The 20,342-nt window shown below is 68.9% G+C and carries 18 protein-coding genes; 4 read left to right on the plus strand and 14 right to left on the minus strand.

Annotation, left to right across the window (positions count from 1 at the left end; all coding sequences use genetic code 11):
* Positions 1-146: 146 nt before the first annotated feature.
* The gene (locus tag AC3RCE_RS14235) at positions 147-803 is read left to right on the plus strand and encodes a hypothetical protein (protein ID WP_492253290.1); all 657 of its coding nucleotides are present in this window, start codon (positions 147-149) and stop codon (positions 801-803) included.
* Between the two features lie 130 nt (positions 804-933).
* Here AC3RCE_RS14235 and AC3RCE_RS14240 read toward each other — a convergent pair whose 3' ends face one another.
* The 7 genes from AC3RCE_RS14240 to AC3RCE_RS14270 all read right to left on the minus strand — a co-directional run bounded on the left by AC3RCE_RS14240 (position 934) and on the right by AC3RCE_RS14270 (position 7,220).
* Complete coding sequence (locus AC3RCE_RS14240) at positions 934-1,584, minus strand: DUF1569 domain-containing protein (RefSeq protein ID WP_492253291.1); 651 nt, start codon at positions 1,582-1,584, stop codon at positions 934-936.
* Positions 1,585-1,760: 176 nt separating this feature from the next.
* Positions 1,761-3,029, minus strand: a complete 1,269-nt coding sequence (locus AC3RCE_RS14245) for a GGDEF domain-containing protein (RefSeq protein WP_218294844.1) — start codon at positions 3,027-3,029, stop codon at positions 1,761-1,763.
* Positions 3,030-3,188: 159 nt separating this feature from the next.
* The gene (locus tag AC3RCE_RS14250) at positions 3,189-4,484 is read right to left on the minus strand and encodes a hypothetical protein (RefSeq protein ID WP_492253292.1); all 1,296 of its coding nucleotides are present in this window, start codon (positions 4,482-4,484) and stop codon (positions 3,189-3,191) included.
* A 169-nt stretch (positions 4,485-4,653) separates the two neighbouring features.
* Positions 4,654-5,418 carry a hypothetical protein gene (locus tag AC3RCE_RS14255; RefSeq protein WP_218294842.1) on the minus strand — a complete coding sequence of 255 codons (765 nt, stop codon included), beginning with the start codon at positions 5,416-5,418 and terminating at the stop codon, positions 4,654-4,656.
* Positions 5,419-5,568: 150 nt separating this feature from the next.
* Positions 5,569-6,147 (minus strand): hypothetical protein, encoded by a 579-nt coding sequence (locus AC3RCE_RS14260; protein WP_218294841.1) that lies wholly within the window; start codon positions 6,145-6,147, stop codon positions 5,569-5,571.
* On the minus strand, positions 6,144-6,443 hold the full coding sequence (locus tag AC3RCE_RS14265) for a DnaJ domain-containing protein (RefSeq protein ID WP_218294840.1): 300 nt from the start codon (positions 6,441-6,443) through the stop codon (positions 6,144-6,146). The genes AC3RCE_RS14260 and AC3RCE_RS14265 overlap by 4 nt, the downstream gene beginning before the upstream one ends.
* Positions 6,444-6,506: 63 nt before the next feature.
* Positions 6,507-7,220 (minus strand): YebC/PmpR family DNA-binding transcriptional regulator, encoded by a 714-nt coding sequence (locus AC3RCE_RS14270; RefSeq protein WP_218294839.1) that lies wholly within the window; start codon positions 7,218-7,220, stop codon positions 6,507-6,509.
* 240 nt (positions 7,221-7,460) lie between these two features.
* On the opposite strand from AC3RCE_RS14270, the gene AC3RCE_RS14275 reads away from it, so the two are divergent.
* Positions 7,461-8,690: a nucleoside recognition domain-containing protein gene (locus AC3RCE_RS14275; RefSeq protein WP_218341145.1), complete on the plus strand. Its 1,230-nt coding sequence runs from the start codon at positions 7,461-7,463 to the stop codon at positions 8,688-8,690.
* Between the two features lie 179 nt (positions 8,691-8,869).
* Here AC3RCE_RS14275 and AC3RCE_RS14280 read toward each other — a convergent pair whose 3' ends face one another.
* From AC3RCE_RS14280 to AC3RCE_RS14290, 3 genes are all read right to left on the minus strand, one after another.
* Positions 8,870-9,814, minus strand: coding sequence for a ZIP family metal transporter (locus AC3RCE_RS14280; RefSeq protein ID WP_492253293.1), 945 nt, complete (start codon positions 9,812-9,814; stop codon positions 8,870-8,872).
* A 67-nt stretch (positions 9,815-9,881) separates the two neighbouring features.
* On the minus strand, positions 9,882-10,505 hold the full coding sequence (locus AC3RCE_RS14285) for a superoxide dismutase (protein ID WP_218341143.1): 624 nt from the start codon (positions 10,503-10,505) through the stop codon (positions 9,882-9,884).
* Complete coding sequence (locus tag AC3RCE_RS14290) at positions 10,468-11,091, minus strand: DUF2753 family protein (protein WP_492253294.1); 624 nt, start codon at positions 11,089-11,091, stop codon at positions 10,468-10,470. Before AC3RCE_RS14290 ends, AC3RCE_RS14285 begins: the two co-directional genes overlap by 38 nt.
* Before the next feature lie 247 nt (positions 11,092-11,338).
* Here AC3RCE_RS14290 and AC3RCE_RS14295 point away from each other — a divergent pair, with 247 nt between their 5' ends.
* On the plus strand, positions 11,339-12,046 hold the full coding sequence (locus tag AC3RCE_RS14295) for a hypothetical protein (protein ID WP_492253295.1): 708 nt from the start codon (positions 11,339-11,341) through the stop codon (positions 12,044-12,046).
* 9 nt (positions 12,047-12,055) lie between these two features.
* Here AC3RCE_RS14295 and AC3RCE_RS14300 read toward each other — a convergent pair whose 3' ends face one another.
* The 3 genes from AC3RCE_RS14300 to sbcB form a co-directional block, all read right to left on the minus strand.
* A complete protein-coding gene (locus tag AC3RCE_RS14300; RefSeq protein ID WP_218341140.1) occupies positions 12,056-13,375 on the minus strand; it encodes a protein kinase domain-containing protein in 1,320 nt (439 codons plus the stop codon).
* 29 nt (positions 13,376-13,404) lie between these two features.
* A complete protein-coding gene (locus AC3RCE_RS14305; RefSeq protein ID WP_492253296.1) occupies positions 13,405-14,652 on the minus strand; it encodes a cystathionine gamma-synthase family protein in 1,248 nt (415 codons plus the stop codon).
* A 138-nt stretch (positions 14,653-14,790) separates the two neighbouring features.
* Positions 14,791-16,236, minus strand: a complete 1,446-nt coding sequence (sbcB, locus tag AC3RCE_RS14310) for an exodeoxyribonuclease I (protein WP_492253297.1) — start codon at positions 16,234-16,236, stop codon at positions 14,791-14,793.
* A 311-nt stretch (positions 16,237-16,547) separates the two neighbouring features.
* On the opposite strand from sbcB, the gene AC3RCE_RS14315 reads away from it, so the two are divergent.
* Complete coding sequence (locus tag AC3RCE_RS14315; RefSeq protein WP_492253298.1) at positions 16,548-17,822, plus strand: lytic murein transglycosylase; 1,275 nt, start codon at positions 16,548-16,550, stop codon at positions 17,820-17,822.
* A 150-nt stretch (positions 17,823-17,972) separates the two neighbouring features.
* On the opposite strand, the gene clpA is transcribed toward AC3RCE_RS14315, so the two are convergent.
* Positions 17,973-20,321 (minus strand): ATP-dependent Clp protease ATP-binding subunit ClpA, encoded by a 2,349-nt coding sequence (gene clpA, locus AC3RCE_RS14320; RefSeq protein WP_218294829.1) that lies wholly within the window; start codon positions 20,319-20,321, stop codon positions 17,973-17,975.
* Positions 20,322-20,342 lie beyond the last annotated feature (21 nt).

Below are 20,342 nucleotides of genomic sequence, written 5' to 3' on the forward strand. Positions count from 1 at the left end.
GTGGGCACCTGGGCCCATCGGGGGATGGTAGCTTTGCACTCCATGCAACCCCAAGCCGCAGCACACCGTCTCTTGACCTGCATCAATCGCCACCCGAACATCCGGCCTGCACTGCCTGCGCTCGGCCGATCCTTGAACCGAAATCCATGACAGCCCTCACCACCCCGCCCCTTTCAGACACCCTGGCCTGGCTGCTGGGCCGCCCTGTCAGCCCCGAAGACGGGCTGCCGGAAGATGAACTGGCCGCCGCAAGCCATCGCCTGGGTGGCCCAGTGCCCCCTGCCCTGCACGCTTATTACGCCGCCGTGGGCAGGCGTGCCGATTTGATGGCCGGTTTTCAGCGGTTTGCGCCGCCGCAAGACTGGGAGTGCTTGGGCGACAAGCTGCTGTTTCTGGAAGAGAACCAGGGCGTGTGCTGGTGGGCCACCGATGCCCGGCAGCGGGTGTGGCAAACCACCGACCTGGATTCCCCGGACTGGTTCGAGGAAGCCGTGGGCCTGGAGGCGTTTTTGCACACCGTCTCCTACTACCAGATGGCACAGGGCGGCTATCCGTTCTGCGGCATGCGCACGTGCGGGGCGTTCTCAACGCCCGGCGAGTTGGCGTCGCTGCTGGACGCCCTGCGGGCGCGGCCCGTCGTGGACATGGCGGGGCTGCGCATCTTCACCGTGGGCCCGCAGGCGCTGGTGTGGTACCTGCACTCCGAGGGGGAGCTTGCGGAACCCGGTATGTTCCTGAGCGTGCTGGACGCCCTGCGCTTTGACGCCCTCTGCGCCCAATGGGATTTTGACGATCTGGGCTGAGAGAGAATGGGCACATTCGGGTGAAATATGCCTCTGGCGCTTGCTGGACAAGCGCCAAAAGCTATAACTTCAATAGCATCCAGCCGGCATCCGCATGGCATGGAACTGCACAGGGCCGCGCAGCCCGCGCTCAGCCCCCTGCGTCAAACGCCGACAGATGATTGGCCAGGTGCATGGCGTGCGCCTGCTCGTACTGCGCCTTGTCCAGCGCCCCGTAGGCGAAGTGCGGGTGCAGCGGCCCCGCGTGCACGGAGAAGTCCTGCACGGCTTGGCGCAGCCGGGCCAGGGCCGCCGCCGACGCCCCGGGCGTGGACGCATCCAGCGCGGGCGCGCCCGGGATGGGCTCCGCCAGGTCGTGGCTCATGCGGCCGCGCAGGGCAAACACGTTGAAAGCAGCCGCACCCAGGGTGTTCTGGAACAGCGCCGACCTGGGCGCCGGGAAGCCCCGCAGCGAGAACTCGATGCTCTGTGCGCAGTGCTCCAGCGTCTGCGACCAGTTCCAGGCCGTGGCGGGCGCCAGCGGCTGGACCGCAGCGCCCGCAAGGCGCTCGACCTCTTGCATGGCGCGCGCCAGGGTGCCAAAGACGAGTTGCCGGTCGTTGCCCGGCCGGTAGAGCAGGTAGCCGGCCCCGGCGGCCGCCGCCACACCCAGGGCTGCCAGCCCCGTGCCGGATGCCAGGAACGCCCTGCGCTGCGCTGCGGGCGCCGACGGCGATGCACCGGGCGCGGTGCCGGGGCCCGCCCCGCCGAGCGGGTTGCTGCCGTGGGGATTCAATGCCATGGGAGATGGTGGTGGTCTGGGAATGGACGGGACGAGGCAAGGCCACCATTGTGCGGCGGCGCGCTGCGCGGCGGCACGCCCGAAGGTCGGGCAGCCGACACAGGCAGCGTTTCAGGCCCATCAGGCAAGCTGCAGGGCCCGGCGGCGCGACCGCACGCGCGCCTGGTGGAAGCTGGCTACAGCACCGCCGCGCTGCGCGCCGTGCCGGGCCGCTCCGCGGGGCGCGGCCACTTCAACGGCACGGGATCGTCCGGCAGCGCCACGACCTCCACCCGGTTGCGCCCGCGCGCCTTGGCAAGGTACATCGCCTCGTCCGCCCGCTGCAGCACCGCCTCGGCCGAATCCCCGCTGGTGGACAGCGTGATGCCGATGCTCACGGTCAGGGCCACGCGCCGCCGTTCGGCATCCATGGGCTCGGACTCGACCAGCGCCCGCAGGCGTTCGGCCACGCCGGCGGCACCAGGGCCGTCCGCGTTGGGCAGGAAGATGGCGAACTCCTCCCCACCCAGGCGGCCCATCACATCCTCCCGGCGCAGGCAGCGGTGGGCCAGGTCCACGAAGTGGCGCAGCGCGTCGTCCCCGCACTGGTGGCCGCCGGTGTCGTTGATCTTCTTGAAGTGGTCGAGGTCCATCACCAGCACGGGCAGCGCGGCCCGGGTACGCTGGGCATTGCTCAGGCCCTTGTCCAGCAGCGTGATGAAGGCGCGGCGGTTGAACACGCTGGTGAGCGGGTCGATCTCGGCGAGGTGGCGCAGCTCGCTCGTCACGAATTCATTGGTCAGCATCAGCACGCCAAACGCGATCATCACGAGGGCCACCGTGGCCTCCAGCACCACGAACTGCGACAGCTGCGTCAGCAGGCCGGCATCCGAAGGGGCGGCCAGCCGGAAGATCACGGGGCGCACCAGCACGCACACCCCATGGAAGGCCATGACGCCCGCGAGCAGGTAGCGCGCCGGCACACGGCGAAAGCCACCCTGCGCCAGCGTGCGCGCCGTGAGCAGGAAGCACACGCCCGCGAACCAGCCCGCCAGGGCGAACCGCGCGCCGGGATGGGGCTGCGCCACCGTGAAATACACCGACAGCGCCACCAGCGACACGATGGCGGCCGCGGCATACCGGTGGGCGATGGGCGGGCGCCCCATGTAGGCGCGGCTGCCCAGCCAGCACAAGTAGGCCGCCAGCGCATTGGCCCCCTGCGCCAGCACCACGGCCGGCACTTCGGGCATCCGCTCGCGCGCCAGCAGCGTGGCGCAGAACACCGACGCGCCCAGGAATGACAGCGTCCACAGCCGCAGGCCCGGGATGTTCTTGTTGAAATGCCACACGGCATACAGCACTGCGGTAACCAGCGCCGACAGGATGGCCGCGAGAATGACGAGTGTGGGGCTGTGCACGGAGACGGAACGGGGCAGCGGCGTAAGGGAGCCCCGCGGGGCTGGCATGAAGGGATTGCGGCAGGACAAGAAACGCGCTGAATGTTAACCGAGCCGTTGCGAAATGCAGGAACTATCGCGCGGGGCCACGCGGCGGCGCCACGGGCGCGGGCCGCCGGTGCCAGCGCCCATGCCCCAGGCCGCGGCCGGCCACCTCTTCCTTGGTGCTCAGTCGCCCACCACGTTGCACTCCCGGCGCAGCAGTGCCAGGGCGTCGTGCATCTGGTAGTCCATGTCGCTGAGCAGGGTCTTTTCCGCGTCCTGCACGAAGCCGGTCCACAGGGCGAAGTAGTCCTGCTGGTGCACGCCGGGCGCATGGGCGCGGATGAAGTCGGCCGCCAGCGCGGGCTGCAGGCCCGATTTGCGGATCTTTCGGACGAGGCTCGCGGCGGTCTTCTCGGTCAGCAGCGTCTTCTTGGGGGCCCCGGCCGCCAGGCACAGGAACAGCGTGAGCAGCGAATGTTCATCATCGTTGCCCTGCACCGTTCTCGTCCAGGCCTTGCTCGCGGGAAGCGGGGGTTCCTCACCCTCCTCCAGCGCATCCAGGCTGCGGTGGAAGTTGTCCACCTCGGCCAAGGGGTCGTCCAGCAGAAAGTAGCGCGCGCGGAAAGCGCCGGTGGGGCGCAGCAGCGTGCGCACCGGTGTGGCCGCGTCGAGCAGCTTGGGCAGGTCAGCCAGCACGCTGGCGCAATGCGCCTGCACCACCTCGCGCAGTTCGGCAGGCAAGCCGGCAGGCAGGCGCAGCTGCACGGGCGGCGCGAGCTTCTTCTTGCGCTGTGCCATCAGCACTTTTTCGAACGACACGGTGTTGGGCCACTCGCCGAGGTCCATGGCCTTGGGCGCCAGGGCCACCATGAGCAAGCCAGCGCGGATGACGGCTTCCGCGTCGGCGCCCGCGGCTTCCAGCTCGTCGGGGTCCAGGTCGAACTGCCCGGCCAGCCACTGGGCGGCCCGGATGGCCTGCGCAATCTGCGTGCGGCGCGCCAGCTCGGCCCGGTAGTCGGCGTGGCTGCGCAGCGACCACACGGCCAGCAACGGGGTTTCGGCATCGGCATAGCCGGCCATGCCGAAATTGCTGCTCTCGGGCATGGCGATCAGGCGCTTGAGCATGTCCGAGCCCCCCTTGGAGCGCGACAGGAACGAATGGTCGCGCAGCGAGACGGCGGCCTCGTGCAGGTCGCCCCCGGTGGTGTCCAGCAGGTACAGACTGATGAGGTTGACCATGCGGTCGCGCGCCTTCTCCAGCTCGGGGCGCAGAAACTCGCTGCCAAAGTAGCGCGCAATCTGCACCATGCCCTTGGGCGCATCGGTGTTGATGGCCGCGAGCTTGTCGGCGCCAATCACGCCGTGCTGGACACCATACGCCAGCGCCTTTTCAAAGAACGGGCGGGCGTCGTGGAGCTGCAGCGCGTTGGCGGCTGCAATCTCGTCAGTCGTTGAAGAAGGCGTGTTGGGCACAGTCATATCAGTATCTATCGCGCTTCGCAGTGCTCATGGGCCATGAAACTGGCACGCTCCAGGCCAGAACCGCCGCGCAAGGGCCGCCCCGCCGCGCTGGCGGTGTCCCCCTTCCCGAATGGCGCAGCCATTCGAGAGAAGGGGGAAGGCGCGAAGCGCCACAGAGGGTTGTCATCTAAATCGCGGATTCTTCGTCGGACGTGCGGGCGGCGGGCGTGGCCTTGCCACGGTCGGTTTCGCTGGTTTCGAACTTGCCGTCGTCTTCCTCGGCGGGCGATTCGTCGCCCTCTTCCAGGCCCAGGTCAAAGGCGCGGGCCTTGGCGCGCAGCACCAGCAAGGTTTCGATGAACAGGTCGCGGCACTCGTAGCGCAGCAGCCAGGCCATCTGCATCCAGTCGCGGTCCGCCACCTCGTCCTGGTCGATGCGCGGCTGCACATAGCCCGAGGCGAGGAGTTCGTCGTCGGTCAGCGTGGGGCCGTAGTCTTCCACCGCGTCGAACGTGCCGGTGCGGGCAAACGCCTCGATGCGGCTCCACTTTTCGGCGAAGTAGTTGGCCAGTGCCTCGGCGCCGCCTTCCAGGTCGCCGATGGCCGTGAGGAACTCGACGGGATCGGCGTCGTCGCGGAAGATGACGGCATTGACCATGTTGCGCAGGTGCGTGTGCGTGAGGTCCTTGTACTGCTTTTCCAGCACCATCGCGCGCGCGAACTGCTCGGGCGTGACCAGCAGGTTGACCACCGAGGCCTTGGAGTCGTCGTACTCGCGCATCACGGCCAGGATGTCCTTGGGCGCGAGCTGGTCCAGCACCACCATCAGCGCGCCGTCCCCGTCGGTATCGGCCAGCTCGGCCAGCGCCGACTCGGCGCCCACGATGTCGCCGGCCGCGATCAGGCTGGTGGTCCTGGTGATCAGGGCGAGGTGGGTGTTGTTGCTGCTCATGCGTATTCCTTGGTGTGTCGCTGCGCTGGGCGCAGACCGCTAAAAACTGGCGCGCCGCCGTCGCCAGCGCCGCCTTGCCTTGGTCCGGCGTGGCCGGTCCGCCGCAGGCGTCCCCCTCGCGGGGATGGCGCGCAGCGCTTCGGGAGGGCCTCAGTCCTTCCTGTCGAACCCCACATCGGCCAGCCAGTTGGAGCTGGCTTCCTCGCGGGTGCGGCTGTTTTGCGGGTCCACGGCGTCGTCGGCGCTCAGGGCGCTGAAATCGTCATCGTGTTCCGCCGCATCCGCAGCGTCTTCGCCCTGGTCGCCGTCGCCCTCGGCCGCGTGCGCCGCGGGGGCCATGCGGGCATGCAGGTGCAGGTACTCGAGCCCGGCCGCCACCGCCATGAACCGGGCGCCCTGCGGCTCGCGCAGCACGGTCTGCGCCAGGCTCTGGGCCCAGGGCTCGAGCGTGACGGCATGGGCCAGGCTGTGCCAGTCGGGCAGTTCGTCCACCGGCAGGCCCAGCAGGTGCTCCACCGCGCCGGGCTTGGTGAAGCGAAAGCCGTGGTGAAAGACCACCGCGACCATCTCGGGGGCCAGCTCCATCATCTGCACCAGAAAGGCGATCTCGTTGCGCTTTTCCGCCAGGCGCTTGCGCAGGACGTCTTTGCCCTCGGAGTCGGAGACCAGGTCATCCAGCTCGGCCTGGTAGGCGGAGCGCAGATCGTAGAAGTAGGGAGATAGTTTCACGAAGCGGAAGAAGGAGAGGAAAGGATGCGCGAGGAGTAGGCCTGCCAGATCTCCTGCGCGGTCTGCAGCGGGTCGTCCAGCAGGTTGCGGCGGCGGTTGTCGTCGTAGGCCTGGCGGGCGGTGTCGTCCGACAGCACTTCGTAGGCCTTCTGCACGGCCTGAAACCGCTGGGCGGCGTCGGGCGCGTCGTTGCGGTCCGGGTGGTAGAACGACGCCTTCTGGCGAAAGGCCTTCTTGATGTCGGCGAGCGACGCGTTGGCCGCCAGCCCGAGGGCTGCGTAATGGTCTGCGGTCATGGACAAGTCAATTGCGAGGGCGATGCAGGGAGCGGGCCCGGCCGCGAAGCCGGCGCACCGGCATCAGCCGCCCAGGCTCACGAACACGTTCTGGACGTCGTCGTTGGAGTCGATGGCCGCCAGGAAGTTCTCGACCTCTTCGAGCTGCTCGGGCGAGAGGTTGGCGGGATTCACGGGGTTCTTGGGCTTGTAGCCCAGCTTGACCGACAGCACATTGAAGCCATGGGCGGGCAGCGCGCGGCTCACCAGGTCCAGGTCGGTGGGGTCGGTCCAGAAGGTGGTGGTGCCTTCCTCGTCGCCAGCCTCGAAATCCTGCGCGCCCGCCTCGATGGCAGCCAGTTCGGGGTCGGCATCGGGCGTGGCGGGCTCGGCTTCGATCATGCCCACATGGTTGAAGTCCCAGGCCACCGATCCCGAAGTGCCCAGCTGGCCCTTGCGGAACAGCACGCGCATCTCGGGCGCGGTGCGGTTCACGTTGTCGGTCAGGCATTCGACCATCACCGCCACCTGGTGGGGCGCGAAGCCTTCATAGATCACGCGCTCGTAGTTGACCGCGTCGGCGCCCGTGCCCGAGCCTTTCTTGATGGCGCGCTCCAGCGTGTCCTTGGGCATCGAGGCCTTGCGGGCCTGCTCGACCACCAGGCGCAGGCGCGCATTGCTGGCCGGATCGGCGCCGCCGCGCGCGGCCACGGTGATTTCCTTGACCAGCTTGCCAAACAGCTTGCCCTTGGCATCCGCCACCTGTGCCTTGCCTTTTGCTTTCCACTGCGCGCCCATGTTGGATCTCTTTTCGTTGGTGTTGCGGCGCGCCAGGCGCCTGAGGATGTGTGGTGCGGCCCCCCGCAGGCGCGGGAAAAGCGCTTCCCAAAGCCCCCGCACGGCGGTAAACCGAACCCTATAGGGTACCACCGACCCATCCGTTGCCTGCCAGCCACGGTATCGGCGGGTGTTGCGCGGCAAGCCGGGTAACCTTGGCGGCATGCAGGCTGATCCCCCCACTCTTCCCGGTACCCCCTGATGCTCAACACCCTGTGGCTGGGCTTTTTCCTGACCGCCGCGGTGGCGGCGCTGGCGCAGTGGCTCGTGGCGGGCAACGCGCAGATCTTCGCCGCCATGGTCGAGGCGCTGTTCGCCATGGCCAGGCTCTCGGTCGAGGTGATGGTGCTGCTGTTCGGCACGCTCACGCTCTGGCTGGGCTTCCTGCGCATCGCCGAGAAGGCGGGCATCGTGGACGCCCTCGCGCGCTGGCTGGCGCCGCTGTTCCGCCGCCTCATGCCCGGCGTGCCCAGTGGCCACCCGGCCCTGGGCCTCATGACGCTGAACTTCGCGGCCAACGCGCTGGGGCTGGACAACGCCGCCACCCCCATGGGCCTGAAGGCCATGAAAGCCCTGCAGGAGCTGAACCCCGAGCCAGAGACCGCCACGAATGCGCAGATCCTGTTCCTGGTGCTCAATGCCTCCTCGCTCACGCTGCTGCCGGTGACGATCTTCATGTACCGCATGCAGCAGGGCGCGCCCGACCCGACACTCGTTTTCCTGCCCATCCTGCTGGCCACGTCCGCATCCACCCTCGTGGGCCTGCTCAGCGTGGCGGTGGTGCAGCGCCTGCCCTTGTGGAGCCCCGTGGTGCTGGCCTACCTGCTGCCCGTGGCGCTGGTGCTCGGCGGTTTCATGGCACTCCTGACCACGCTGAGCGCGGCGGCGCTGTCGCAGCTGTCTTCCCTGCTCGGCAACCTCACGCTGTTCATGCTGGTGGTGCTGTTCGTGGCCCTGGGCGCCTGGCGCAAGGTCGCCGTGTACGAGGCTTTCATCGAGGGTGCGCGCGAAGGCTTCGATGTGGCCAAGGGCCTGCTGCCGTACCTGGTGGCCATGCTGTGCGCCGTGGGGGTGTTCCGGGCATCGGGGGCGCTGGGCTATGTGCTCGACGGCATCCGCTGGTGCGTGCAGGTGCTGGGCGCGGACACCCGGTTCGTCGATGCGCTGCCCACTGCGCTGGTCAAGCCATTCTCCGGCAGCGCCGCGCGTGCCATGCTCATCGAGACCATGCAGGCCCAGGGCGTGGACAGCTTTGCCGCGCTGGCAGCGGCCACCATCCAGGGCAGCACCGAGACCACCTTCTACGTGCTGGCGGTGTACTTCGGCGCGGTGGGCATCCAGCGCACCCGTCACACCGTCAGCTGCGCGCTGCTGGCCGAGCTGGCGGGCGTGGTGGCGGCCATCGTGGTGTGCTACCGGTTCTTTGGGTAGGGAAAAAAGTCTCCCGGCATGTCTTGCCCCTCCCCCCGGCAAGCCGGCTTCGCGGTGGCACGGGTGCGGACCGCGCCGGGCGGAGGCAGTGCCAGTCCTGCATTCCCTGCAATACAGATCAAATCGGCGCCTCCCCCTTGACAGGAAAGCGCCAAAAGCTATTGATTCGATAGCAAAATTCACCCCAGCGCCGTATCCAGCAGCATCATGATCACGAAGCCCAGCATCAGCCCGCCGGTGGCCCAGGCCTCGTGGCCCTTGCGGTGCGACTCGGGGATGATTTCGTGGCTGATCACGAACAGCATGGCCCCGGCCGCGAAACCCAGCCCCCAGGGCAGCAGGCTTGCGGAGTAGCTGACCACGGCGGCTCCCAGCACGGCGCCCACGGGCTCCACCAGCCCGGAGGCCATCCCGAGCCCCACGGCCAGCAAGCGCCGGTAGCCCGCGGCGAGCAGCGCCACGGCCACCACCAGGCCCTCAGGCACGTCCTGGATCGCGATGCCGGTGGCCAGGGCGCTGGCGCGCAGGGCATCGCCGCCCGCGTAGGCCACCCCGATCGCCAGCCCCTCGGGCAGGTTGTGCAGCCCGATGGCGAAGACGAACAGCCACGTGCGCCGCAGCGTGCGCGAGGCCTGCCCGCCCTCCACGCCCTTGATGAAGTGCTCGTGCGGCAGCAGCCGCTCCATCATCAGCAGCACCAGCGCGCCCAGCAGGATGGCCGCCCCCACCGTGCCCCCGGCCGCCCAGGCACCGGCGCCGCCCGCGCGTGCCGCCTGGATGCCGGGGATGATGAGCGAGAACGAGCAGGCGGCGAGCATCACGCCCGCGCCGAAGCCGAACAGCGTGTCCTGCGTGCGCTCGGAAAGGCGCTGCGAGAGCAGCACCGGCGCGGTGCCCAGCGCCGTGGCCAGCGCTGCCGCCAGGCCGGCCCAGAGCGCACCCAGCACCACCGGCTGGCCGGCGATCCAGGCCCATGCCTGCGCCGAGCCCGCCACGATGCCAAGCAGCACGATGCCGAGCCCGAGCCACTGCCGCCCACGCAGGGTGGCGACGCGGCGGGCCGCCGAGGCGGAACGCGCCAGCGGTTCGAGAACCGTATGGGTGGAAGCGGGCGGGGTCTGCATGGCGGCTCCTGGGGTTGTCGGGGGGCGGTTTTCAGAATGCGGGTGGTGGAGCGGGCGCGATGGCCCGTCAGGCCCGGGCAAGCGCATGGCGGCGGGCCACCTCGGCCCAGTCGATGACGTTGTAGAACGCGGCGATGTATTCGGGACGCCGGTTCTGGTACTGCAGGTAATAGGCGTGTTCCCACACATCAAGCCCCAGCACGGGCGTGTGGCCCGACATCGGGCCCGCCATGAGCGGGCTGTCCTGGTTGCCCGTGCTTTCCACCACCAGCTGGCCCGCCTTGGTCACGCAAAGCCAGGCCCAGCCGCTGCCAAAGCGCGTGAGCGCGGCCTTGGTGAAGGCCTCCTTGAAGGCGCCGAACCCGCCCAGATCCGTATCGATGGCCCGCGCCAGCTCTCCCTGGGGCTGGCCGCCGCCTCGGGGCGACATCACGCTCCAGAAGAGGCTGTGGTTGGCATGGCCGCCGCCGTTGTTGCGGACCGGGCCCTGCAGGTTCTCGGGCAGCAGCACCAGCCGCGCCACCAGCTCATCGATGGGCAGGTGGGCGTGCGGCGTGCCTTCCAGCGCGGCGTTCAGGTTGTTGATGTAGGTCTGGTGGTGCCGGGTGTGGTGGATCTCCATCGTGCGGGCATCGATGTGGGGCTCGAGCGCGTCATAGGCATAGGGCAAGGCGGGCAAGGTATGGGGCATGGTGTCCTTGGATCGGAAACGGAGTGGATAAAAAGGCCGGAGCGCGTCGTCCTTCGGGCCACGGCGCCGCACGGCAAGGAAGCGGCACGCCCTTCAGTGCGGCCCCGGGCCGTGGGCCAAATGGGCCGAGGCCAGGGCCTGCGTGACGGGCGGGTGCGCGCCATGGGCCTGCACATGGCCGCAGCAAGGCGGCATGGGTTTCGCGGCTGTGGCGCCACGCGGCCTGCTGCAGGCCCGCGCCGTGGCGCGCATCGGCCATCAGGCCCAGCAGCACGGCATGGGCGCGGCACAGGATCTGGGTGGCGTCGTCCACGGCGCCCGCCTGCACCTGCAGGTCGGCCACATTGAGGTGCGAGACCACGACCGCCGCCACGCAGTCGTCCTCGCGCCCCGGTGGCGGCGTGTGCTCCAGCAGCCGCAGCGACAACGCGAGGGCCTGGTGCTGATAGGCGGTCGCCATGCGCCATTGGCCCGTCTGCTGCGCTGCCCGTGCGCGCTGCACGGCATGCTGCCACCGCGCCAGCGTGGCGGGCGCGTGGTGCACGGCTGCGCTCTGGTGGGAGTTGGTGTGTACGCCGGTGTCCATGGCAATGCTCCTTGAAGAGGGACAAGCCTTTTGCGGTGGACGGGTGTGGCGTACTCAGGCACTCAAATGATACTGATTCTCATTCATATTGTCGAGATGGGACGCCATCCCGGAAACGCCGGGTCAAAGGCCGGCGGGATAGCCAGTCAATCCGCCGCCCGCACTCCGCCTACGCTCAACCCGTCGCCGCCGTGGTGCCGTCAGAGACACCGCCCGGACCCCCTCCATCGTTCCACCACTGTTTGCCATGCATTTTTCGCCCCTGCTGCTTCGACCCCGGTCCCTTTTGCGCGCCTGCCGCTGGCGCGTGGCCCTGGCAGCCGCCGCTGCCGCGCTGGCTGCCGCCCCCCTGGCGGCTGGCGCCGCCACGCTGCATGACAACCTGGGGATGGGGGGACTGGGTTGGTTCAACGGGTTGAATTTCACCCAGTTCACCGCCGTGCGCATCCCCGTCGGAGGTGCCGGCTTCTCCGTGGCCGAGGTCACGCTGCTGCTCAGCAACGGCGGCGGCGTCAGCGCGATCGGCACGGTGAACCTGCAGGTCTGCGACGATGGCCCTGGCGGCACGGCGCCCGGGCCATCGTGCGCGGCGTTCACACCCGTCGGTCCGATCTCGTCGTCACTGGAACCCGTACGGTTCACGGGCAGCTACGCCGCGCCGGCCGGGCAGCACCTCTGGGTGGTGGCCAAGGCCGCCGTGGCCGGGGACACCTTCCGCTGGGGCACGGCGGCGGACGCCGGTGACACGTTTTACACCGTCGACGCTGGCGCCAGCTGGGTGGCGGATACGAACAGCGTGCTGCTGCGCATCACCGACAGCGGCGCGGTACCCGCCGGGCCCGCCGCCATCCCCACGCTGTCCCTCCCGGCGCTGCTGGCCCTGTCGCTGGGCGTGGCGGCAGCGGGCGCCGGGTGGAGCCGGCGCCGCGCGGCGCGGGAACCAGCGGTGCGATGAGCGGCGGCCTCACTCCGGCCCACTCAGGCCCTGTTCCCACTCCGCCAGCTGCTCGCTGGTGGCAATCAGCCGCCCCACCAGCAGCTTGATGAACGCCTTGTCGAAGTGCGACTGCAGGTCTTCCGACGCCCCGCGCAGCGCCGGGTTGCGCACCTTGAGCACCAGCACCTCGGTCTCTGCCACGGCGGTGGCGGTGCGCTTCCTGTTCTCAGGGCGCAGGTAGGTCATCTCGCCCAGGGTGACGCCCGGGCCCAGGGTGCTGAGGGTCCAGCCCTGGCGGCTCACGGCCACCTGCCCCTCGATGAGGATGCAGAAGGAGTCGCCAGGCGTGTTCTCGCGCATGAGCACGGTGCCCCGCTCCAGCCGGCGCCAGCTGCCCAGGCGCATCAGCTCCCACAGCGCCACGTCGTGGAAGTCGGCGAAGAACGGCAGTGCGCGCAGGCGCGCGAAGCGTTCGGCCTCGGTGTCCTGCGAGCGCTGGCGCGGCAGGCCCTGGTGGGCGGCGAGCAGGGCCTGGGCGAAATCCTGCCAGGTGGCAAAGCGGTCTGCGGGCTGCTTGGCCAGGGCGCGCAGCAGCACGTCGTCCACATGGCCGGGCAGCGAGGCGCGCAGCAGGCTGGGCGGCGTGGGGGCTTCGTTGCCGATCTTGTAGAGGGTCGCGAAATCCGTGTCGCCGTCGAAGGGGCGGCGGCCGGTGAGCAGTTCGTACACCACCACGGCCAGCGAGAACATGTCGCTGTGGTGGGTGAGGTCCTGCTCGCGCACCTGTTCGGGCGACATGTACGACGGCGAGCCCACCAGGCCCGACAGCTGCGTGGCATCGCTGCGCAGCGACAGCGCCGCGCCGAAGTCGGTGAGCTTGACGTCGCCGCCCTGGGCCAGCATCAGGTTGGCGGGCTTGATGTCGCGGTGCACCAGGCCCTCGCGGTAGGCGTATTCGAGCGCGTTGCAGCACTTGAACGCGATGTCCAGCACCTGGGGCACGGGCAGCAGCGCGTCGGGCGTCGCAAACGCCGACAGGGGCTGTCCGTCGACGTATTCGAGCACCAGGTACGGCGGCAGCGCCTCTTCGTCCGCATCGAGCAGGCGCACGATGTTGGGGTGGCGCAGGCGGCCGGACAAGGCGGCCTCGTTGCGCAGCAGCTTGCGGTAGCGCTCGGCCTGCTCGGGCTGCCTGAGCAGGTGCGCGTGGGTCTGCTTGATGGCCACCTTGCGGCCCCGAAAACCGTCCAGCCCCAGGAACACGATGCCGCTGGCGCCCCGGCCCAGCTCGCGCTCGATGCGGTACTTGCCAATGCTGGCGGGCGGGGCCGAGGTGGTGGTGGCCATGGCGCGCTGACAGGTTGCGGGGTGCCGCCTCAGCAGCCGGCCAGGGCCTGCTCGAAGTCCGCGAGCAGGTCTTCCACCTCTTCCAGCCCGACCGACAGCCGGATCATGCTGTCGGCGATGTCCATGGCGGCGCGCACGGCCGGGCCGGCCTCCCAGAAGATGGTGTGGGCCACCGGGATGATGAGCGTGCGCGTGTCCGCCAGGCCCGTGGCCTTGATCGGCAGCTGCAGCCTGTTGCACACGGGCAGGCACTGCCCGGGGTCGCGCAGCTCGAACGACAGCAGCCACGAACCGGCCTTGAGGTGCTTCTGGGCAAACGCGTACTGGGGGTGCGACGGCAGGCCGGGGTACAGCACGCGCGAGACCGCCGGGTGCTGCTCCAGCCATTGCGCCAGGGCCAGGGCCGTGGCGCTGGTGCGGTCCATGCGCAGCGACAGGGTTTCAGCGCCCAGCGCGATCTGGTGCGCGGCGTGGGAAGACAGCGTGGCCCCCATGTCGCGCAGGCCCTTCTTGCGCAGTTGCTGAAGGCCCCAGCCCTTGGCGTCGCCCTTGCGGTAGGGGGCGAAGATGTTGGGGTACGTGCTCCAGTCGAACAGGCCGGTGTCGGTCACCGCGCCGCCCAGCGCCGCACCCTGCCCGCCGATGCTCTTGGTGAGCGAGTTGAGCACCAGCCCCGCGCCCACCGTGGACGCGCGAAACAGGTAGGGCGACGCCACGGTGTTGTCCACCACGTACAGCAGGCCGCGCTCGCGGCAGACCGTGCCCACGCCGTCCAGGTCGGGGACCTGCGTGCCGGGGTTGGCGATGGTCTCGACAAACACCATGCGGGTGTTGGGCCGCAACGCGGCGGCCACGTGGGCTGCGTCCGTCACGTCCACCAGGGTCACCTCGATGCCCAGGTCGGCCAGCGTGCCGAACACGCTGTTGGTGTTGCCAAACACGAACTGGCTGGCCACCAGGTGGTCGCCCGCCTTGAGCAGCGTGAGAAAGATCGCGCAGATGCCCGCCATGCCGGTGGCGAACACGATGGTGCCCTGCCCTTTTTCCATCTGCGTGAGCTTGGCTTCCAGTGCGGCGGTGGTGGGCGTGCCCTGGCGCGCGTAGTTGAAGCCGCCCTTGGCGGTGCCCTGGAACACGGCGATCAGGTCCTCGACCTTGTCGTAGCCGTACTGGACCGAGGTGTGGATGGCCTTGTGGATGGCCCCATGCTCCGCGCCGCCATGGCGGTCAGCATGAAGGATCTCGGTCGTGAAATGGTGGTTCTGCGGTGTCGTCATAAAAACTCGATGTCTATCTGCAAGCCCCAAAGCGGCAAAAACCGGAGCACCCCATACCAGCGCACCCGTGGAACTGGCTCCGCCAGGCCACCGGGTGCGTCCCCCTCAGGGGGAAGGCGCGCAGCGCCTCAGGGGGAGTCATCGTTCAGGCGCGATGTGCTCCGCGTAATCGTACAGGGCCCCCAGGATGTCCTGCGTGCGGTCGTCTTCGGCGGTCTCCGACAGCGTGTCGATTTCGGTGAACAGCTGCTCCACCGTGCGTGCCCCGCCCTGCCCGTCGAACAAGCAGGCTGCGCGGTGCGCCTCCCACTGCTGCGCTTCTTCAGGCGACAGCGTAGCGGGGAAGTTGCGCGCCCGGTAGCGCCACAGCAGCTCGGCCAGGCGCGGGTCGTCGAACGCGGCGCGGGAGCGGGCCAGCCTCTCGCCGCTCATAGTGCGCAGGTCGTTGAGCAGCCGGCGGTCGTTGTTGCCGACGAAGCCGCCGTACAGGTCCTGGTCCACATCGGGCGTGGCCTCGGGCGGGCGGGCGAACACGGCGGGCCAGATGCCGCTCATGTCGGGCAGGCCGCGGGCCACCTCGGCATGCTGGGCGGCCTGGGCCAGGTCGATGCCCCAGCGCTGGGCCAGCGCGGGCGTGAGCGTGTTCACGTTGCCCACCACCATGGGCGACTTGTTGAGGTGGATGGTCTTGACCGGCAGGCGCGTCACGCCGTCGGGTAGCGCGTCGGCCTTGCTGAACATGCGCAGGCGGATCTCGTCGGCCCCCATGGTGGCGAGGGCCGCCGGATCCTGGGAGAGATCCCAGGCAATGAGTTCGTTCTTGTTGGTGGGATGGCTGGCCAGCGGCCACATCACGGCCAGGCACCCGCGCTCGGCCGGGAACATGCCCGAGACGTGCAGGAACGGCCGGGCCGTGATGGCGGTGGCCGGCAGGCGAAGCTCGGTGGCCACGCGGTCCTTCTTGTGCAGCGAGAGCGCGAAGTCGAAGAGCTTGGCGTTGCGCTCGCGGATGAGCCGCGCCAGCGCAATGGTGGCGCGCACGTCCGACAGCGCATCGTGCGCCGCCTCGTGCACCAGGCCGTTGGCCTTCGAGAGATGCTCGAGCTTGAAACTCGGCGAGCCGTCCTCCTTCCGGGGCCACTGGATGCCGTCGGGCCGCAGCGCGTACGTCATGCGCACCACGTCCAGCAGGTCCCACCGCCCGCACTGGTTCTGCCATTCGCGCGCGTACGGATCGATGAGGTTGCGCCAGAACATGAAGCGCGTGATCTCGTCGTCGAAGCGGATGGTGTTGTAGCCCACGCCGATGGTGCCGGGCTGCGCGAATTCGGCCTCGATGCGGGCGGCGAACTGGTGCTCGGGCACGCCTTTTTCCAGGCACAGCTGCGGCGTGATGCCGGTGATGAGGCAGGACTGCGGATCCGGCAGGTAGTCGCTGGCCGGCTGGCAATAGAACATCAGCGGCTCGCCGATTTCATTGAGCTCGGCATCGGTGCGGATGGCCGCGAACTGCGCGGGCCGGTCGCGGCGCGTGTTGGCACCAAAGGTTTCGTAGTCGTGCCAGAGGAAGGTGTGGGGGGCCATGGTCGGTGGGCAAACAGGGGCGGGACGGGAACAAGGCAGGGGAAACAGCGAACTGTAACCTGATTTGCAGGCATTTTTAGCCCGCAGCGCATACCGTTCAAGCGCTGGCAGCTATCAAAATAGTAGTAATCGAAGGCCACCGCTTCCACGGCCGCTTCACGCCGTGATACACCTGTGGCCCGGCACCCGCGCTGCGGCACGGGACAATGGCGCATGCACAGCACCCACCGAGCACCTTTCCCGTTCTTGCGGCGCCCTATCTCCCTCGCGTCCCCGCTGGCGGCCTGGACTGCCGCCCTGGCGCTGGCGGGTTGCGCCGCCGCCCCGCCCCCACCCACCGCCCCGGCGCAGGGACGGCGGCGGCGCCGCAGGTGGCAGCCGCCCGCGTGGCGCCCCCCGCTGCAACCGGCCCGGACACCCCCGCATCCTCCCCCGGCGACCCCGCCGCCGACATGGTGGACCACGCAGCGGGCTTCGCCGCCTGGCGCGCCGCCTTTTCCGCGCAGGCCCTGGAGGCCGGCATCCAGCCCGGCACGGTGCGCAGCGTGCTGGGCCAGGCGCAATGGCAGCCCCGCGTGGTGGAACTGGACCGCGCGCAGCCCGAATTCACCCGCACGCCGTGGTCCTACCTCGACAACGCGGTCTCCCCGCAGCGCATCGCCCAGGGCCAGGCCAAGCTGGCCGAACACAGCGCCGCGCTCGAGGCGGCCGCCGCCCGCTACGGCGTGCCGGCCACCCTCATCACGGCGATCTGGGGCATGGAGAGCAACTACGGCAGCAATTTCGGCACGTTTCGCACCGTGGACGCGCTGTCCACGCTGGCCTACGAAGGGCGCCGGCGCACCTGGGCCCAGGCGGAGCTGCTCGCGGCGCTGCGCATCGTGGACCAGGGCGACATCCCGGCGGAGCGCATGCTGGGTTCCTGGGCCGGCGCCATGGGACACACGCAGTTCCTTCCTTCCGTCTTCCTGGCCTACGCCGTGGATGCCGACGGCGACGGACACCGCGACATCTGGGGCAGCATCCCGGACGTGGTGGCATCCACCGCCCACTTCCTGTCCCGCTCGGGCTGGCAATCCGGCGAGCCCTGGGGCGCCGAGGTCCAGTTGCCGGCGGCCTTCGACCACGCGCGCGCGGACCCGGCGGTGCGCCAGACCAGCGCGCAATGGGAGGCCGAGGGCGTGCGCGCGCCAGGGGGCCAGCCGCTGCCCCCCCTGGGCGCGGCCTCCATCGCGACCCCTGCCGGAGCGCGCGGGCCCGCCTTTCTGGTGGGGGCGAACTTCCGGGCGATTCTTCGCTACAACAACTCCGTCAACTACGCCCTGGCGGTCGCACTGTTGTCCCGGCAGATCGGCGGGGGCGGCCCCATCGCCGCGCCCTGGCCACGCGACCTGGAGCCCCTGTCGCGCACCCAGCTGCAGGCCCTGCAGGAGGCACTGAACCGCAAGGGCTTCGCGGCCGGCACCCCGGACGGCGTGATGGGCCCCGCCACCCGCGCAGGGCTGCGCGCCTTCCAGCGCAGCACCGGCAGCGTGGCGGACGGCTATCCCACCCTGGAAATGCTGCAGCGCCTGCAGGCGCCCTGACCCCGCAGGGCCCCGCCCGGCTGCACGCCCCCACGGACAGCGCGAAAAGCGCAAGCTTCCGCGAATCCGGCCAAAAAAAGCCCACGGCATACACCGTGGGCTTTTACCTGGCCGGCACGCGCGTGGCCAGGGCGGCCGCGCCGCCGCGTGTCAGTCCGCCGTGGCCTCTTCCGGCTCGGCAGGTTCGGACTTGGCCGAGCGCTCCTTCTTGGGCAAGGGCTGGATGTCCAGCAGCACCTCGGACGTTTCCACGCCCTTGTCATCGGTCTTGAGCTCGATGTCGACCGTCAGGCGGCCCCCTTCCGTCAGGCGGCCGAAGAGCAGCTCGTCGGCCAGCGCACGGCGGATGGTGTCCTGGATCAGGCGCTGCATCGGCCGCGCACCCATGAGCGGATCGAAACCCTTCTTGGCCAGGTGCTTGCGCAGGGCGTCGGTGAAGGTGACTTCCACCTTCTTCTCCGCCAGCTGCGTTTCCAGTTGCAGCAGGAACTTGTCCACCACGCGCAGGATGATCTGCTCGTCGAGCGCCTTGAAGTTGACGATGGCATCCAGCCGGTTGCGGAACTCGGGCGTGAACAGGCGCTTGATGTCGCCCATCTCGTCGCCCGCCTGGCGCGGGTTGGTGAAGCCGATCGTCGCCTTGTTCATGGTCTCGGCGCCGGCGTTCGTGGTCATGATGATGAGCACGTTGCGGAAGTCGGCCTTGCGGCCGTTGTTGTCCGTCAGCGTGCCATGGTCCATGACCTGCAGCAGCACGTTGAAGATGTCCGGGTGCGCCTTCTCGATCTCGTCGAGCAGCAGCACCGCGTGCGGCTTCTTCGTGATGGCTTCCGTCAGCAGACCACCTTGGTCGAAACCGACATAACCTGGAGGCGCGCCGATCAGGCGGCTCACGGCATGGCGCTCCATGTACTCCGACATGTCGAAGCGGATCAGCTCGATGCCCATGATGTAGGCCAGCTGCTTGGCCGCCTCGGTCTTGCCCACGCCCGTGGGGCCGCTGAACAGGAACGATCCGATGGGCTTGTCGCCCTTGCCCAGGCCCGAACGCGCCATCTTGACCGCGCTGGCCAGCACTTCCAGGGCCTTGTCCTGGCCGAACACCACGCTCTTCAAGTCCCGCTCCAGCGTCTGCAGCTTGCCGCGGTCGTCGTTGGAGACGTTGGCCGGCGGAATGCGCGCGATCTTGGCGACGATCTCCTCGATCTCGGCCTTGCCGATGGTCTTCTTGCGCTTGCTCGGCACCATGATGCGCTGCGCGGCACCCGCCTCGTCGATCACGTCGATGGCCTTGTCGGGCAGGTGGCGGTCGTTGATGTACTTGGCGCTCAGCTCGGCGGCGGCCTGCAGCGCGGCGGCGGCGTACTTCACGCTGTGGTGCTCTTCGAAGCGCGACTTCAGGCCCTTCAGGATGTCGATGGTTTCGGCCACGCTGGGCTCCACCACGTCCACCTTCTGGAAGCGGCGCGACAGCGCGGCGTCTTTTTCAAAGATGCCGCGGTATTCCGTGAAGGTCGTCGCGCCGATGCACTTGAGCTGGCCGCTCGAAAGCGCCGGCTTGAGCAGGTTCGAGGCATCCAGCGTGCCACCCGACGCGGCGCCCGCACCGATCAGCGTGTGGATCTCGTCAATGAACAAGATTGCATTGGGCTTGTCCTTGAGCGACTTGAGAACGCCCTTGAGGCGCTGCTCGAAGTCACCCCGGTACTTGGTGCCCGCCAGCAACGCGCCCATGTCGAGCGAGTACACGGTGGCCTCCGCCAGGATCTCCGGCACGTCGTTCTGCGTGATGCGCCAGGCCAGGCCCTCGGCGATCGCGGTCTTGCCCACGCCGGCTTCGCCCACCAGCAGCGGGTTGTTCTTGCGGCGGCGGCACAGGATCTGGATCGTGCGCTCCACCTCGTAGTGGCGCCCGATCAGCGGATCGATCTTGCCTTCCTTGGCGGCCTGGTTCAGGTTCTGGGTGAACTGCTCCAGCGGCGAGGCCTTCTCGTTGCGCTCGGAGCCACCGCCCTCTTCGCCTTCGGCCTGGTTTTCCGCCTTGGCGGGCTCTGGCGGCTCGCCCTTCTTGATGCCGTGGGCGATGAAATTGACCACGTCCAGCCGCGTCACGCCCTGCTGGTGCAGGTAATACACGGCATGGGAATCCTTCTCGCCGAAGATGGCCACGAGCACGTTGGCGCCCGTGACTTCCTTCTTGCCATTGCCCGTGGACTGCACGTGCATGATGGCGCGCTGGATCACACGCTGAAAGCCCAGCGTGGGTTGCGTGTCCACCTCGTCGGTGCCAGCCACCTGGGGCGTGTTGTCTTTGATGAAGTTCGCCAGCGATGAACGCAGATCATCGATGTTGGCAGAACAAGCGCGCAGCACCTCCGCTGCGCTGGGGTTATCGAGCAATGCAAGCAACAGATGCTCCACGGTGATGAACTCGTGGCGCTGCTGACGGGCCTCAACAAAGGCCATGTGCAAGCTGACTTCCAGTTCCTGGGCAATCATGTGAACTCCTTTGTGCTTGCG

The sequence above is a fragment of the Acidovorax sp. GW823-FHT05D11 genome, from assembly GCF_058795695.1.

Coding starts and splice junctions, on each gene's coding strand:
- AC3RCE_RS14235 (WP_492253290.1), top strand. CDS start 147: ATGACAGCCCTCACCACCCCGCCCCTTTCAGACACCCTGGCCTGGCTG.
- AC3RCE_RS14240 (WP_492253291.1), bottom strand. CDS start 1,584: ATGGCATTGAATCCCCACGGCAGCAACCCGCTCGGCGGGGCGGGCCCC.
- AC3RCE_RS14245 (WP_218294844.1), bottom strand. CDS start 3,029: ATGCCAGCCCCGCGGGGCTCCCTTACGCCGCTGCCCCGTTCCGTCTCC.
- AC3RCE_RS14250 (WP_492253292.1), bottom strand. CDS start 4,484: ATGACTGTGCCCAACACGCCTTCTTCAACGACTGACGAGATTGCAGCC.
- AC3RCE_RS14255 (WP_218294842.1), bottom strand. CDS start 5,418: ATGAGCAGCAACAACACCCACCTCGCCCTGATCACCAGGACCACCAGC.
- AC3RCE_RS14265 (WP_218294840.1), bottom strand. CDS start 6,443: ATGACCGCAGACCATTACGCAGCCCTCGGGCTGGCGGCCAACGCGTCG.
- AC3RCE_RS14270 (WP_218294839.1), bottom strand. CDS start 7,220: ATGGGCGCGCAGTGGAAAGCAAAAGGCAAGGCACAGGTGGCGGATGCC.
- AC3RCE_RS14275 (WP_218341145.1), top strand. CDS start 7,461: ATGCTCAACACCCTGTGGCTGGGCTTTTTCCTGACCGCCGCGGTGGCG.
- AC3RCE_RS14280 (WP_492253293.1), bottom strand. CDS start 9,814: ATGCAGACCCCGCCCGCTTCCACCCATACGGTTCTCGAACCGCTGGCG.
- AC3RCE_RS14285 (WP_218341143.1), bottom strand. CDS start 10,505: ATGCCCCATACCTTGCCCGCCTTGCCCTATGCCTATGACGCGCTCGAG.
- AC3RCE_RS14290 (WP_492253294.1), bottom strand. CDS start 11,091: ATGGACACCGGCGTACACACCAACTCCCACCAGAGCGCAGCCGTGCAC.
- AC3RCE_RS14295 (WP_492253295.1), top strand. CDS start 11,339: ATGCATTTTTCGCCCCTGCTGCTTCGACCCCGGTCCCTTTTGCGCGCC.
- AC3RCE_RS14300 (WP_218341140.1), bottom strand. CDS start 13,375: ATGGCCACCACCACCTCGGCCCCGCCCGCCAGCATTGGCAAGTACCGC.
- AC3RCE_RS14305 (WP_492253296.1), bottom strand. CDS start 14,652: ATGACGACACCGCAGAACCACCATTTCACGACCGAGATCCTTCATGCT.
- sbcB (WP_492253297.1), bottom strand. CDS start 16,236: ATGGCCCCCCACACCTTCCTCTGGCACGACTACGAAACCTTTGGTGCC.
- clpA (WP_218294829.1), bottom strand. CDS start 20,321: ATGATTGCCCAGGAACTGGAAGTCAGCTTGCACATGGCCTTTGTTGAG.